Annotated in this window: 7 protein-coding genes; 5 read left to right on the top strand and 2 right to left on the bottom strand. The window is 48.6% G+C overall.

The features are described from left to right. Positions 1–225: 225 nt before the first annotated feature. Positions 226–3,240, bottom strand: a complete 3,015-nt coding sequence (locus tag BACSA_RS04510) for a glycosyl hydrolase family 95 catalytic domain-containing protein (protein ID WP_013616935.1) — start codon at positions 3,238–3,240, stop codon at positions 226–228. Continuing rightward, complete coding sequence (locus BACSA_RS04505) at positions 3,237–4,799, bottom strand: glycoside hydrolase family 43 protein (protein WP_013616934.1); 1,563 nt, start codon at positions 4,797–4,799, stop codon at positions 3,237–3,239. The genes BACSA_RS04510 and BACSA_RS04505 overlap by 4 nt, the downstream gene beginning before the upstream one ends. 196 nt (positions 4,800–4,995) lie before the next feature. On the opposite strand from BACSA_RS04505, the gene BACSA_RS04500 reads away from it, so the two are divergent. From BACSA_RS04500 to BACSA_RS04480, 5 genes are all read left to right on the top strand, one after another. Next, positions 4,996–5,751 carry an SGNH/GDSL hydrolase family protein gene (locus tag BACSA_RS04500; RefSeq protein ID WP_013616933.1) on the top strand — a complete coding sequence of 252 codons (756 nt, stop codon included), beginning with the start codon at positions 4,996–4,998 and terminating at the stop codon, positions 5,749–5,751. 293 nt (positions 5,752–6,044) lie between these two features. Then, a complete protein-coding gene (locus BACSA_RS04495) occupies positions 6,045–9,221 on the top strand; it encodes a SusC/RagA family TonB-linked outer membrane protein (RefSeq protein WP_013616932.1) in 3,177 nt (1,058 codons plus the stop codon). Between the two features lie 24 nt (positions 9,222–9,245). Further along, complete coding sequence (locus BACSA_RS04490) at positions 9,246–10,967, top strand: RagB/SusD family nutrient uptake outer membrane protein (RefSeq protein ID WP_013616931.1); 1,722 nt, start codon at positions 9,246–9,248, stop codon at positions 10,965–10,967. A gap of 112 nt (positions 10,968–11,079) precedes the next feature. Next, complete coding sequence (locus BACSA_RS04485) at positions 11,080–12,885, top strand: hypothetical protein (protein ID WP_013616930.1); 1,806 nt, start codon at positions 11,080–11,082, stop codon at positions 12,883–12,885. 72 nt (positions 12,886–12,957) lie between these two features. Continuing rightward, positions 12,958–14,745, top strand: a complete 1,788-nt coding sequence (locus BACSA_RS04480; RefSeq protein WP_245546576.1) for a cellulase family glycosylhydrolase — start codon at positions 12,958–12,960, stop codon at positions 14,743–14,745. Positions 14,746–14,865: the final 120 nt, after the last annotated feature.

Here is a 14,865-nt window from a genome sequence, read left to right as displayed (position 1 = left end):
TTTTTCTAAGTAATGTCATTGGGGGTATTATCTTTTGATAAGATAGTATTATTGTATATGAATGTCCGCATTTAGTCAGTCTATCTGAGTTGAAAACGCAGTAGTACTGCATCTGCCGATGAAGTATATATCCGTAAGCGAATGCAGTATATATTCAACCGCGTATGCAGTATATATTCATTTTTCAGGGGTATGCATTGGCTGTTTGCAGACATTCATTTGGTTTTAAAAGCGCAGTCTTGCTATTTCCCCTTCCGGCACCGTAAGTTCCACAAACTTTTCCGCTTTGCGTTTCTCTCCGTTCACCGAAACTTCGGTTATGCTTTCCGGCATCTTAATCTTGACATTCGGATTCCAGCCTCCGGTAAGAATAACTTCTACCGGCTTTCCTTCTTTCCATTTCATGCTGACCATAGCGCCTCCACGTACTTTGAATCCGTATAAGTTTCCTTCTTTCCACGAGTCGGGCAGGGCAGGGAGCAGGTTGATGAATCCATCCTGGCTTTGTATCAGCATTTCACTGATCCCCGAAGTGCCTCCCCAGTTCCCGTCTATTTGGAAAGGCGGGTGCGAACAGAACAGGTTGGGAAAAGTTCCGCTTCCGTGTTCATGGGGGTTTTCTTGGGTATAGGCAGGATAAAGCAGGTTACGGAATAAGGTGTATGCCCGGTTTCCGTCACCCAGTCGTGCCCAGAAGTTTATTTTCCATGCGCGGCTCCATCCTGTTCCTCCGTCTCCTCTTCGTTCTAACGTAACTTTACATGCTTCTGCCAATTCGGGTGTATAATAAAGCGAGATTTGGTTTCCCGGATGCAAACCATACAGATGCGACACGTGCCGGTGATGTACATCCGTTTCTTCGTAGTCTTTGAGCCATTCCATCAGATACCCCTTCTTGCTGATCTGGTGTGGAGGAAGTTGGGCGCTTGCTTCTTTCAATTGATTGGCATAAAGAGAGTCTGTATGCAGGATGGATGCGGCTTCAATCACATGGGTGTAAAGTTCCCTTACCAATTGGATGTCCATCGTGGGTCCCATGCATACGCTGATAGGGGTCCGGTCTTTCTTTGATACATAAAACTCGTTTTCGGGAGAGGAAGTGGGAGCCGTCACCAGCCATCCGTGTTCCGGTTCACGTACCATGGTAGAGTAGAAGAACTCCGAAGCTCCTTTTAATAAGGGATAAATATCGGCAAGGTATTGTTTGTTGCCCGTATACAGATAGTGCTCCCACAGATGTGCGCAAAGCCATGCGCCTCCTGTATTGGTCGCTCCCCATGAAGGATGTTCGCCCGGTGAGGTATAGTTCCATACGTTGGTCATCATGTGGAGTACCCAGCCTTTTGCTTCGGAACCATAGAAAGCCTTTGCGGTTTCTTCTCCACTGGGTACCAGTCTTTTTATCAGGTCGACGAGCGGTTGGTACAATTCCGACAAATTGCAAGGTTCTACCGGCCAGTGGTTCATCTGGACATTGATGTTGGTATGATAGTCTCCATTCCACGGAGTCATTACTCCGTTCGCCCAAAGCCCTTGCAGGTTGGGAGGCAAGCTTCCGGGGCGGGTACTGCTAATCAGCAGATAGCGTCCGTAATTGTAATAAAGGGCAGCCAGAGAAGGGTCATCCTGCGTTTGGAAAGCCTCCAGCCGCTTGTCGGTGCTTAATTGGGACACGGTTTTATTTTCGGGTAATTCGATGCCGGCACGGTGGAAGAGTTGTTGGTATTCACCGGTTGCTTCTTGTTTGGCTTGTGTCAGGTCGGAAGCCAGGGCTTGGTCGAGCAGGCGTTGGGTTTCGGTCTGATAGATTTCGCCTTTCATATACGAAGTGTTCGCCGATACGATAATCCATGCCTCGTCAGCATCCGAAACTTCAATGCCATCTGCATGAGTATGCATCCGGCTTTTCTTGCCCGATAGTTTTACACCGGCTATGGCAGCATAGCGTATGCCTTCTTGCCGTTCATTTCCGCTGTCCAGTGTTCCCGTTATTTCCAGTTTCCCTTCGCTCAGTTTCCGCACATGTCCCCGTTCGGGACGGCTCAAAGTTAAATGGAATCCAAGTGCGTCCGGACGATCTGCCTGCAGGTGAATCAGCATTACATCTTTGTTTCTTGACACGAAATATTCGCGGATATAGCGCGTAGCGTTTTTCGTGAAGGTGGTATATGCCACACCTTCATCCAGATTGAGCCAGCGCAGGTAATCTTTCGCTTGGCTTATCGTATCAGGGAAGGTATAGTTGATGTACATATCGGCAAGCATTTGGAAACATCCGAATGTGCCTCCTTTTTCAGGTTTTTTGGGTACGAAGCTTGTGTACATCAATTCTTGTGCTTCTTTATTTTTGCCTTCAAACAGGAGTTGGCGGATGCGGGGAAGGCTTTCGGCAGCTTCCGGGTTGCGGTAGTCTGCTTCCGAACCGCTCCACATGCTGATTTCATTCAGTACGATGTGCTCTTTCGTGATGCCTCCGTCGGGCATCATGCCCAGACGTCCGTTGCCCAGCGGAAGGGTTTCTTCCCATTGTTTTGCCGGTTTGTCATACCATAGGGTCTGGTCGGCTCTGCCTGGTGCAGGTACGGGGTCTTTTCCGGTCAGTGCCTTGTAGATATTTTCGGCTATTATGATGGCACCGTATTTGTTCGGGTGCACTCCGTCGGTATATTCTTTCGGATAATAAGGAAGCATCGGCGTGTGCAGGTCAATGACGGGCAAGTTACGTTCGTGTGCCATTTCACGGATGCGTGGGATGATGCCGTTCACGATGGTACTGTCGTTGATGCCCCAGTCTTTCCGGTCGGATGGAATGGGCAGGCACAGGTAGATGCGCGGATGCGAGGGGAGTGCTTCGAAGGCATCTATCATCGTGTTCAAGTCTTTCTTGAAGTCTTCCTTGTGTATCCAGTTTATTGGTTTTGAATCGTTTGTTCCCAGCTTGATGGTCACGATGTCGGGCAAGAAGGCTTGTGCGTCCTTGAAAGGTTGTTTGCTCATGTAGGGCAGGTTGCCTTTCATCATCAGGGTATGGGCGGTAAGTCCGAAGTTGCCTACTTGATACCCGTCTCCCAGCAGGCGTTGGAGTACGGCGGGATAGCTTTCTGTTTCCGGATGTGCCAGGGCAAATCCTTCGGTGATGCTGTTCCCTACGCAAGCCACCTTGATGGGCTTCGCCTCTTTTTGCGCAAGGAGCATCAGAGGGAAGAGCAGAAGTAAGAGAATGAATAGGTTTCTTTTCATGGTCGTTGGTATTTGAAGTAATCAAAATCGGCAAATGCTTTCGATTCGGGAGATGCTGATACGGCGTACAGTCCCAACATCACTCCCGTAAATCCTCCTGCGGTTTCCGAACTCAGGTAGCGTGTGTTCATTTTACCTAATTCGTGGTATTTACCGTCGACGGTATATCCGAAGCGGTAGACGTTTATGTCCGCTTTCAGGTTCAGTATCACAGGGCTTGTATCGGGAAGTGCCACCTCTTTTTCGATGTGCTTTAATTCACCCAATTGGTAGCGGAGCACGACGGATTGCTTTCCGTTTGCTTCCTGGCGCACGAACAGGTCGTAATGGGACCTAAAATCCATGAACGCCGTGATGCCGGCTTCATCTCCTGGCTGAGCCTGCCGGAGTGCTACTTTTGTGGAGGCATCCATATCAAACTGGTCTTGCCGGAGCGCGACGAATGTAGGGCTTTTCCCGTCGCTCAGGGTCGTGTTTGTTGCGCTCAGGCGTAGTTTTCCGTCTTCGAAGGCATAGTTTTCCGGTATCGGGTTTTGCAGGTATACCCATTCGGGCGATAGCTTTTCTTCTTCGAACTCGAAGGTATCGGGTTGTGGTTTGGAAGGAGTGAGAGGAAGTGTGGGCACGTCCATGTTTATCGCTATGGTACCGTTTCCGTTTACTACCGGCCATGCACCTTTGTCCCAGCGCACGGGTGCCAGATAGGTTTCACGCCCTAACGTATGGTGTGTGCCCGGCATGATGCGGTAAGCGAGGCAGACCATCCACCACGAGCCGTCGGTTCCCTCTACCAGGTCGGCATGTCCCGTTCCTTGTATCGGGCTGGCTTGTCCTGCCACGCAAGCATGTGTCAGGATGGGGTTGGCAGGATTCGGTGTGTAGGGACCTTCAATGAAAGCGCTGCGTGCGATGGTGACGCTATGTCCCGTTTCGGTTCCGCCTTCCGAGATAAGCAGGTAGTACCATCCGTCTTTCTTATAAATATGAGGACCTTCGGGATATCTGCCTCCTGTGCCGCCCCATATCTTGCGCGAGGGAGAGAGTTGTTCTCCGCTCATCGGGTCTATTTCGCACAGGGTGATGTAATTGTCGGGGTTGCTCACCATGTAGCATTTCCCGTTCTCGAAGTAGAGCGAAGGGTCGATGCCTCCTTGCTTCAGCCATACGGGGTCCGACCATCCGCCGCGCGGGTCGGTGGTATGCACCAGAAAGTTTCCTTTTCCCGAAACGTTGGTGGTTATCATGTAAAATGTTCCTTCATGATAACGGATGGTAGGGGCATAGATGCCTCCCCAGGCATTGGCTCCTGTCAGGTCGACTTGTGAGGGCCTGTCCAGGCAATTGCCTATCTGTTCCCAATGGACAAGGTCCTTGCTATGGAACAGGGGGACACCGGGAAAGTATTGGAACGAACTGTTCACCAGATAATAGTCATCTCCAGCCTTGCAGACACTGGGGTCGGGATGAAAACCCGGGATGACCGGATTCTTGTATCCTTGTCCGAATGCCTGTGAAAATAAGGCAAGCAAAGCAAAGGTCAGTATGTTCTTGTTTCGCATGGTATGTGTGTTTAGATTTGAAGTTGGATTTTCTTTTTTGCAAAGATAATCTTTTTTCAGTCTCTTGAAGGGTATTCTCAGTATTTCCTATGGGCAGGATGTTTTTAAATGGGGTATGAAATGTTGTAGGATGCGATGGAAGTCTTGCGTGAAACAGGAGAATCATTACTTTTGCGTGACTTTAATCTGATAAGATATGAAACGAATATGGATTTGCCTGCTTGGGCTGGCTTGCCTTTTCCCGATGTACGGGCAGGGGCTTCGGGTATTGTTTATCGGCGATTCTATCACCGACGGGAATTGGGGAAATAGCGACGGAAGTGCGATGCCTTCCGCCGGGCGGAACTTGTGGGACATGAACCACATCTACGGAAGCGGGTACATGTATCTGTGTGCCTCGTATTATCAGAGCAAATATCCTGGCAAGGGATACGAGTTCTTCAACCGGGGCATCAGCGGCAATGCGCTTGCCGACCTTGAGAAGCGGTGGGAAGAAGATGCCATAGCCTTGAAGCCCGATATACTTTCTGTATTGGTAGGTACGAATGATATACATTATTATATAGGAGGACCGCACGCCGAGCCTTTCGATACCTTGGGGTGGGAGAAGCGTTACCGTGCCTTGCTCGACCGTTCTTTACGTGCCAATCCCAACCTGAAGCTGGTGCTGGGTGCTCCCTTTACGGCTTTCACGGGTTCGATGAAGGAATCGGAAGGATTTGCCTTGCGTGATAGTCTGGTGCATACCCTTGCCCGCATCGTGAAGCGGATAGCCGTTGAGTACAAGGCGGTGTATTTGCCTTATGATGAAATGTTCGAAATCCTCTTGCGTGAAGCACCTTCCTCGCAGGACACATATTGGATATGGGACGGCATTCATCCCACACCTGCGGGACACCGGCGCATGTCAGAGCTTTGGATAGAAGAAGTAGAGCGTGCGGGAATCTTGTGACAAGATGCCGTTCCCGTGCCGGTAAGTTCGCATATATAATCACCGGCTTGTGCAGGTATCATCATCGGCGCTTGCAAATACGTGCGTGGGCGGATGCTTATATATGTGTTGTAGGGATTGAAAAGTTATTAAATAGTGCGGAAAACAAATCATGTCCTATCGGGAAACAAATGCATCCCTTCTTTTTCTACAATCTGTAATATATTTGTAGCGTCTTGATGAGAGAAACGCATGTGGCGTGGCTTTTCCGGGACATGTAGAAGAATGTAATTTTAACTATTAAACAAAGTACCATGAGTAAACACTTATTCAGAAAGTGCACATTCGTGCACATGTGTTTTCTTGCAATGGCGATGTTGCTATGCATCCCTGCAAGTGGTGTGAACGCCGCTCCGGCTTCACAAGAAAATCTAACTGTTTCGGGTGTTGTTACTTCGGCCGCTGACCAGTTGCCGCTTATCGGCGTCAGCGTGCAGGTGAAAGGAACATCCAATGGAGCCATTACCGACCTGGACGGGAACTACACCGTAACGGTGCAGCCCGGACAGACGTTGGTGTTCTCGTATATCGGTTTCGTAACCCAGGAAGTGGAAATTACGAACCAGCGTACCTTAAACATTGTGATGAACGAGGATAGCGAGACGCTGGAAGAAGTAGTTGTAGTAGGTTACGGTGTGCAGAAAAAGAAGCTGGTCACCGGTGCCACGGTGCAGGTGAAAGGCGAGACGCTGGCGAAGATGAATACCAACAGCCCCTTGCAGGCGATGCAAGGACAGACGCCGGGTGTGAACATTTCGTCTACCTCTGGTCAGCCGGGCGAATCGATGAAAGTAAGTATCCGTGGTTTGGGTACGGTGGGCAATGCTGAACCTTTGTATCTGATTGATGGAGTAGGTGGTGATATCTCTACGTTGAATCCAGCCGATATCGAAAGCATCGATGTGTTGAAGGATGCTGCATCGGCTGCTATCTACGGTGCACAGGCTGCCAACGGTGTGGTATTGATAACCACCAAGAGCGGTAAGGCTGGCAAGGCGCAGATTTCGTTTGATGCCTACTACGGATGGCAGACCCAGGCACGCAAGGCGGACATGCTGAACGCGCAGGAGTACATGATGATTATGGACGAACAGGCGGTCAATTCGGGTAATGCGCCTTACGACTGGAGCTCGTACGAGAGCATTTACGATGCCAACGGCAATGTGTATGATACCGACTGGGTAAACTCGATGTTCCAGAACAATGCCCAGACACAGAGTTATACGCTGGGCATTACCGGAGGTTCGGAAACTTCTACTTACGCGATGTCGTTAGGGTATATGAGCCAGGAAGGTATCGTAGGTGGTAAGGACGTATCGAATTACGAACGTTACAACTTCCGTATCAATTCGGAACACAAGCTTTTCAAGGATTCCGACTTGTTGAAGGTAGGAGAGCAGGTCAGCTTCGTTTATAAGATGAACAACGGTATTTCAGTAGGTAACCAATATAACAATACGCTTCGCGGCGCGTTCGGGACTTCTCCGTTAGCACCTATTTATAGCGATAACAACATTTATGATTCACCTTATAACGATACGACCAATTCGGATTGGTATAATGCCGATGGCAACCCTTATGGAAGCATGATGACCAACAGCAACAATGAGAACAAGGACGTGACATTCTCGGGCAATGTGTATGCCGAATTACAGCCTGTCAAGAACCTGAAGTTCCGTACCGTATTCGGTGCTGTTTACAGCACGAACGAATACCGCAGCTTTTCTCCGCTGTATCAGTTCTCTATTTATAGTTTCAACAACACACGTACCAGTGCTGCCCAAAACATGTCGCACGGATTGACGATGACATGGACGAATACAGCTACATACGACTGGACGGTGGGCGAACATGCCTTCAATGCCTTGCTGGGTATGGAAATCAGCCGATATAACGGTACGTATTTGCGTGCTACAAATGGTATTTTGCGTGACGGGTTCGATGATTGGGATCATGCGTATGTAGATAACGGTACGGCTACCAGTACCGATAACGGTTTGGGTGCGGCAGGTCATCCGAATGATGAGACACGTACGGTTTCTTATTTTGCCCGTTTCGGCTGGAACTGGAAAGAAACCTATATGATTAACGCTACGGTACGTACCGACGGCTCTTCCCGTTTCGCTCGTGGAAACCGTTATGGCGTGTTCCCTTCAGTATCGGCAGGTTGGACGATTTCAAACGAAGCTTTTATGGAAGACACGCACGACTGGCTGGATTTCTTGAAACTCCGTGTCAGCTGGGGCCAGGTAGGTAACCAGAACATTGACAATTACCAGTACACTGCTCCGATTACTTCGAGCAATACGCATTACCTGTTCGGCAATCAGGTGGGAGCCGATGCCCAGTCCGGTTATTGGGGAGCTTATCCCAGCCGTCTTGCCAATGAAGACGTAACATGGGAAACATCTGAACAGACCAACATCGGTATTGATGCACGTTTCTTGCGGAGCCGCTTGAGTTTGACCGCCGACTTCTATATCAAGAAGACTAAAGACTGGCTGGTAGAAGCTCCGATTCTTGCTACGGCAGGTACGGGCGCTCCGTATATCAATGGCGGTGATGTAAAGAATACCGGTATCGAATTAGCTTTGACTTGGAACGACCAAATCGGAAGTGATTTCCAATATAATGTAGGTGTCAACGGTGCGTATAATAAGAATAAGGTGGGAAATATACCGACTGAGGACGGTATCATTCATGGCGATGTGAATATGCTTTATGACAATACTCCAGAATTTTATCGCGCTTCTAACGGTCATCCGATAGGTTATTTCTGGGGATATCAGACCGCAGGAATCTTCCAGAACAAACAACAAATTGAAGATTGGCGTGCAGCAGGGAACGGCATCTTGCAAGCTGATGTCCAGCCGGGTGATGTCATATACGTAGACCAAGACCATAACGGTATAATTGATGATAACGATAAGGTGGACTTGGGTAACGGTACGCCCGACTTCACGTATGGATTCAACCTCGGGTTCAGTTACAAAAACTTCGATTTTGCCTTGAACGCATATGGAGCTGCCGGCAACCAGATTGTACAAAGCTACCGCAATCATGCTAATAGCCACTCGAACTATACCTCGGCTATATTGGAACGTTGGACGGGTGAAGGTACCAGTAATCGTATCCCGCGTGTGACGGAAACCAATATTAACTGGCAATTTTCAGACCTCTATATCCAAGATGGCGACTATCTGCGCATCAGCAACATCACCATCGGATACGACTTTGCGAAACTCATCAACCTGAAGGCTATTAGCCAGGCCCGTTTGTACTTCCAAGTACAGAATGCCTTTACTTTTACCAAGTATGACGGCATGGATCCGGAAATCGGTTACGGTACTTCTGACTGGGTATCGGGCATTGACTTGGGCTATTATCCGCGTCCGCGTACGTTCTTGGTGGGCGTAAATTTGAAATTCTAACGAATCATCTTAAAATTGAAGAATATGAACAACTATAAAATCTATATAATGGCATTGGGGTTGGCTGGAATGGGCTTGGCTTCGTGTACGGCTGATTTCCTGGATGTGGAGTCGAAAGTAGAATCTACTACTGGCAATTTCTATCGGACGGAAAGCGATGCATACCGGGCTTTGATAGGATGCTATGACGGGTGGCAAAGTACGGTTTCGAACGGCACTTCGTTTTATATGGCTTCAGAGCTGATGGCTGACGAGTGTTTTGGAGGGGCTGGCGTTTCGGATGCACGTAATTATCAAATTATTGACCGTTTCGATCAGACGCAATCTCCTTCTGATTTAAATCTTTTCGAAGGGGATTGGACGGGATATTATGCGGCGGTGTACCGTTGCAATGAACTGATTGCGCATGAAGAACAGATTTCTTGGACAAGTGAGGAGACAAGAGGTACTTACATGGGTGAATGTCGTGCTCTGCGTGCTTTGTGCTATTTCGATATGGTGCGTTTATGGGGGAATATTCCTTTGTTTACCGAACCGGTGAACGAGAACCGACCGCAGGCTGAACCGGATGAAGTGTATAATGTTATTTTCAGCGATTTGCTTTATGCCGCTGAAAACATTCCGGCTTCGGCTTACCCGAAGAGCGATGCGGCGAACAACGACGGGCATATCACCCAGTATGCTGCCAAAGCTCTGCTAGCCCGTGTATATTTGTACTATACTGGTTATTACGGAAAAGAACCAAGTGTAGAAGGTGTGACCCGTGCTTCTGTATTGCAAGGTTTGGAAGATGTCATTTCTTCGGGCGAATATGCATTGGTTCCGCAATTCAAAAATCTGTGGGTACCCGCTTCCACTTGGTGGGAAGGCGATGCCGCGAGCGGTTATACTCAACATTCAACTTACGCCGGTCGGGGTAATGAAGAAACCGTATTGGCACAGAAGTTTAATTATACCTCTGATTATAACGGAAATAATGATGGAAACCGCTGGCTGGTGAATGTTGGCATCCGTAGTATCAATGTGTATTGGACACCTTACGGAAGAGGTTGGGGTATCTGTACGGTCAATCCGAAAATGTGGATGGCTTACAATACCGGAGATACACGTCGTGAAGCGTCTATGGTGAACCTTTTAAGCGAGGGCATTGCTGAAGATCCGAATTATGAAAACGGTTATAATGACCAGCGTGAATATACGGGCTATACTATCAAGAAATATACTCCGATGTCGAAATGGGAACAGAACGAATCGACCGGAGAATGGGCGTTGACCGATGAAACCACAGGATTGGGAAGCGGGGGTGATTATATGGTTTCCCAATATCAGGATTTTGTGGTGATGCGTTATGCCGATGTCTTGCTTATGGCAGCAGAACTGGGCAGCAACAATGCGCAGGAATACTTGGATCAGGTGCGCCAGCGCGCCTTTACCGAAGAGGACGAGAACGGTGAACTGGTATTGTCTACTTACTATCGTCAGGTATCCGCTACGCAGGAAAATATCATGAACGAACGGATGCTGGAGTTTGCTTTCGAAGGGCAGCGTTACTGGGACTTGCTCCGTCAAGGTGTGGACTATGCCGCTTCTCAGATTGCAGGAAATACATCAGTAGTTAGTGGTGGCAATCCGGATAATGTAAGCGTTACGGCTTCAAATATCACTAGCAAACAAGGTTTGATGCAGATTCCGAATAATCAGATTACCTTGTCGAACGGTGTATTGAAGCAAAATGCAGGTTGGTGAATAATAAGTTTTTGAGTTCTTAAGTTTTTAAGTTTTTGAGTTGACGAGGCTTACAAAACTGATAAATTCAAAAACTTAAGAACTAACAAACCATTTTTTAAATCGAAACATTATGAATAAACTGATACATACATTGCAAATGGCGTTGCTGGCGATGCTGATGGGTATGATTGCTGCCTGTACGCCAGATTCATACGATTTGGAAGCTCCGGATGTAGCTTCTGAAGATTTGGTAGAAGGCATTGCCTATACCATTACTCACGATTCGGAAAATCCGAATATCGTTTATTTGAAAAGCCTGATGCCTTCCAGTTATCAGGTTTGCTGGGAACATCCGCAAGGACGTGCACAAGGAGCCGAAGTGACTTTGCAGATGCCTTTCGAGGGAGAATATGAAGTGCGTTTCGGTGTGCAGACCCGTGGTGGGGTGGTTTATGGTCCTACTGCGACTTTTACCATTGACGACTTCTATGCTGGCTTTGTGAATGATGACCTGTGGACGTATCTGACCGGAGGGGTAGATCAGGAGAAAACCTGGATTTTCGATAACGGAGAATACGGATTTGCAGCCGGAGAACTGACATACGCTGACCCTTCGGGTACGGTGACTTGGAACAACTGGACTGCCAATTGGGATCCGGGAGTAGGACATACAGGCGATGATGCCATTTGGGAAAGCACCATGACGTTCAACCTGCAAGGCGGTGCAAATGTGACGGTGTATAATTCTTCTTCGGGTGAAACCCAGACCGGTACATTCATGTTGAATACCGACTCGCATACCATAACTTTTACTGATTGTGACTTGCTGCATACACCCGGTTGGACAGACCGTACGACAAACTGGCGTAGAGATTTGCAACTGTTGGAACTGGATGAGAATCATTTGCGTATCGGCGTGATGCGTGACAACAGTGAAGGACCTTGGTGGCTGATATGGAATTTCGTATCGAAAGAATATGCTGACAATTATGTACCCGAAGACCAGCCCGACCCCGAACCTACTTTGCCCGACGGCTGGCAGGATATGGTTTCAGAAGTGGTTACAAGCGAAATCAAGTGGACCATGTCGCCTGATGTGCCGTTTGACTGGGCTAATCTGGACGGAAGTCTGATGAACAACTTTACTGCAGGCAATTATCCCGACTGGGCTACGGTAGTAGACGGATTGGAAAACCTGAGTATGACACTGAACTCGGCGGATATGACTTATACGTTCGAAATGCCGGACGGAACGACTACCAGCGGTACTTATACTTTGGATGAAGACGGTATCTATACGTTCAGTGCCGGTGTGCCGACTTATCATATCGGTGGCGGTGACATCATGTTCAGTGCTACGGCAGAAAACCAATTGCGTATCTTGAGCATTGAAACGGCAGGAAACAGCGTGATGGGTATGTGGTTAGGCAACCGCAGTATGGAGAAAGACGAATACTTGGCTTACCACTTCTTGCCGAATGCCGGTAGCGGAAGCGGTACGCCGACGGCTACGGAGATTGCCGTAGACAATAGCAAAATTGTTTGTGGGCATCTGGAAGAAGCTACGAATAATTTCCGTATCGAATTGTATAACATGTATGGTTCCACGGCTTCCAACCAACCGTTTGACCCAGCTTCCATTGTGTTCGATTATTCAATGGAGCTGACGTTTACAATCAGTGGACTGACCGGTGCGGCTGCAACCAATGCTTATACCGCCCAACTGATGTGTACGGCTGACGGCTGGTGGCCGTCGGTAGGCGAAGGTCAAGGTACGACAACCGTACAGGGTGACGGTACTTATACGATTCGCTACAGCCCTTCGGCAGCCTACAACGGTGTGATTGTTTTCTGCATCGATATTCAGGAGATGTTCAGTGATATCGAAAATCCGGATGCCATAACGGTTACGATTGATAATCTTTCTATTCTGTAATATTTGTGGGCGCAGGTGTATGCGGATAGAACTGCATGGGCCTGCGCCTTTCTACTAATCAATGATTAACCTATGAAAACTATGCGAAATTGTCTGACATTATTCTTTCTGTTGCTGACGGGGATAGCCTTGTTTGCTTCTTGTTCGGATGACGAAGGCGGAGGCTATACGGGAGAAACGCAAATTTCTGCTACGGAAATGACTTTCCCTAAATCCGGTGACACACTCACGCTTTCTGTCTTGTCTTCGGTTGAACCACAAGTGACCAGTAATCAGACTTGGTGCAACGTGTCATTCGCGAGTGTAACCGAAAGAGGAACTTATACCTACAATGTAACGGTAGATGCTAATTCGGAAACCGATGACCGCGTGGCTACGCTTTCGGTGGTGGCTGGAAGCTTTACAGCTTCGGTGCAGGTGACACAGACTGCCGGAGACGGTTTGATTGTGGCACAGACTGCATACGATATGCCGGCAGCAGGAGGTGCGCTGAGCATTACGCTGACCACCAATGGCGATTATGCCTATACAATCAATGACTCGTGGATAGCTGAGGCAGAAGTGACCGATGCGCGGGCAATGACGGAATATACCTTGCATTTTACCGTATCTGCCAATCACGGCACGGAACGCACCGGAACCATTACGTTTACGTTAGGCGACTTGACGGAAACCGTTACTGTAACACAGGCTGCCGGACAGGCTGCAGCCGTGTCGGGAGAAACGCCGTTGGAAATAGCGGTCAGCTTGGGACTGGGATGGAACTTAGGCAATCAGTTGGATGCACATAATAATGGAGTGGCAGATGAGACCTCTTGGGGAAATGCGGCTGCCACGCAAGCCTTGTTTGATGCTTTGGCAAATGCCGGTTTCACTTCTGTCCGTATTCCGGTTACGTGGCTGGGACATGTGGGCGAAGCTCCCGATTATACCATCGACGAGACTTATTTGAACCGGGTGGCAGAAGTGGTAGGCTATGCCGAGAGTGCCGGACTGAATGCCATTATCAACATTCACCACGATGGTGCGAACAGCCAGTATTGGCTGGATATCAAGGATGCGGCAACGGATGAGACGGTCAATAGTGCGGTAAAGGCACAGCTGGCTGCCATGTGGACCCAAATAGCCAACCGGTTTGCAGACAAAGGAAACTTCCTGGTGTTCGAAGCCATGAACGAAATCCATGACGGAAGTTGGGGCTGGGGAGACAACCGTACGGATGGCGGCAGACAATATGCCGTACTGAATGAATGGAATCAGGTGTTTGTAGATGCCGTGCGTGCTACGGGTGGAAACAACCAGACCCGTTACCTGGGCGTGCCGGGGTATGTGACAAACATCGACCTGACGGTAGAAAACTTTGTCTTGCCGCAGGATGTGGTGGATAACCGGCTGATGGTAGCCGTTCACTTCTACGACCCGATAGACTATACCGAGAATGCCGACAATATTTATTCGCAATGGGGGCATACCGCAGACCCGTCGCTGAAAGCGGATTGGGGCGATGAAGACAATGTGACCGGACAGTTTGCCAAGATGAAAGAAACGTTCATCGACCAAGGTATTCCTGCCTATATCGGCGAGATGGGATGCGTACACCGTGCGGATGACTTGTCGGAATCGTTCCGTTTGTATTACTTGGAATATGTATGTAAGGCAGCGAAAGATTATGGGATGCCTCCATTTTATTGGGATGCAGGAGGAGACGGAACCGGAACACAATCATGGGCACTTTTCAATCACGCTACAGGCGAGATGCTGAATAATGCTCAGGAAGTGATTGACGTGATGAAACGGGGCATCTTTACCGAGGATGCATCATACACCTTGCAGTCGGTATACGACAGTGCGCCGCAATGAGAAGTTTGCTGATTTTATACCTGCGTGTTTCAGCATAGATATGCTGAGATTTATAGGCAGAGGCAGATTGTGAAGTCTGCCTCTGTTTTTTATGTCCGTATTCAATGGGCATGCATAGAA

It is taken from the genome of Phocaeicola salanitronis DSM 18170 (assembly GCF_000190575.1).
GTDB lineage: Bacteria > Bacteroidota > Bacteroidia > Bacteroidales > Bacteroidaceae > Phocaeicola > Phocaeicola salanitronis.
This window is presented reverse-complemented; position numbering and strand designations above follow the sequence as displayed.